Source organism: Streptomyces sp. NPDC050263, assembly GCF_040655955.1.
GTDB lineage: Bacteria > Actinomycetota > Actinomycetes > Streptomycetales > Streptomycetaceae > Streptomyces.
Genome location: NZ_JBFAKW010000317.1, coordinates 1 through 1,104, shown reverse-complemented (window position 1 = coordinate 1,104; position 1,104 = coordinate 1). Strand labels below are relative to the sequence as shown.

1 protein-coding gene is annotated in these 1,104 nt (G+C 70.7%); it reads left to right on the top strand.

The window, feature by feature from the left end; genetic code table 11:
- Nucleotides 1–97: 97 nt before the first annotated feature.
- On the top strand, nucleotides 98–1,104 hold a 1,007-nt coding region (locus AB0J04_RS46255), incomplete at its 3' end, for a transposase (protein WP_363174753.1).

Below are 1,104 nucleotides of genomic sequence, written 5' to 3'. Positions count from 1 at the left end.
CTAGGTGACTGGTGTTAATCGTTGGGGCTCGCGTTGGGGCTTCGGCCTGTGTCAGGCTCAGGGCCGTTGGTCGCTGGGTGTGGGGAGAGGTTGAGCGATGGCAGTGGGCCGGACTCCGATGCAGCCGGGGTTGCTCTCCTCCACGGCGGGTTTCTGCGAGGGTCGGCTGGCGCCGAACTCGATCTACGCGGTGCTGCACCGCGAGTGCCGGGCGTTGTTCCCGGATGAGATGTTCGTCGATCTGTTCGCCGGGGATGGCCGCAGGTCGGTGCCGCCGATGATCGTGGCGGTGGTGATGGTCCTGCAGCGTCTGGAGGGTTTGTCCGACCGGGAGGCGGTCGAGCGGTTCGCGTTCGACGTGCGCTGGAAGTACGCCGCGGGCGGGCTGGACTTCGATCATCCGGGGTTCGTGCACACCGTGTTGGTGGACATGCGGGCGCGGCTGGCCGCTTCGGCCCGCCCGGACCGGATCTTCGAGCGGACGGTGGAAGTGGCCGCGCAGGCCGGGCTGGTGGGCCGTCGGCGGGTGCTGGACTCGGCTCCGGTCTATGACGCGGTGGCCGCGCAGGACACCATCACGCTGATCCGGTCGGCCATCCGTGGCCTGCTGCGGACGGCCGGTCACGTGCTGCGGGCCCAGCTGCGGGCGGTGATCTCCAGCGAGGACACCTACACCAGCACGGCCAAGCCGGCCATCGACTGGACGGATCCGGCCGAGCGGGAGGCCCTGGTCGATTCGCGGGCCCGCGACGGGTACGCGCTGCTGGCCGTTCTGGACGGCCGGGTACTGGAGCAGGAGACGGACCAGGCCGCGCGGCTGCTGGCCACCGTGCTGGGCCAGGACCTGGAACAGGACGGGGACGTCTTGCGGATCGCCCGCAAGGTGGCCAGGGACCGGGTGATCTCCACGGTCGATCCGGAGGCCCGGCACGGGCACAAGACCGTCAACCGCTCCTTCGACGGCTACAAGGGCCACGTCGCCGAGGACCCCGACAGCGAGATCGTCACCGCGACCGCCGTCACCGCGGGCAACGTCGGCGACGCCGAACCCGCAGCCGAGTTGCTCGCCGACGTCCTTCACCCGGCCACCCCGGCCACCCTGGC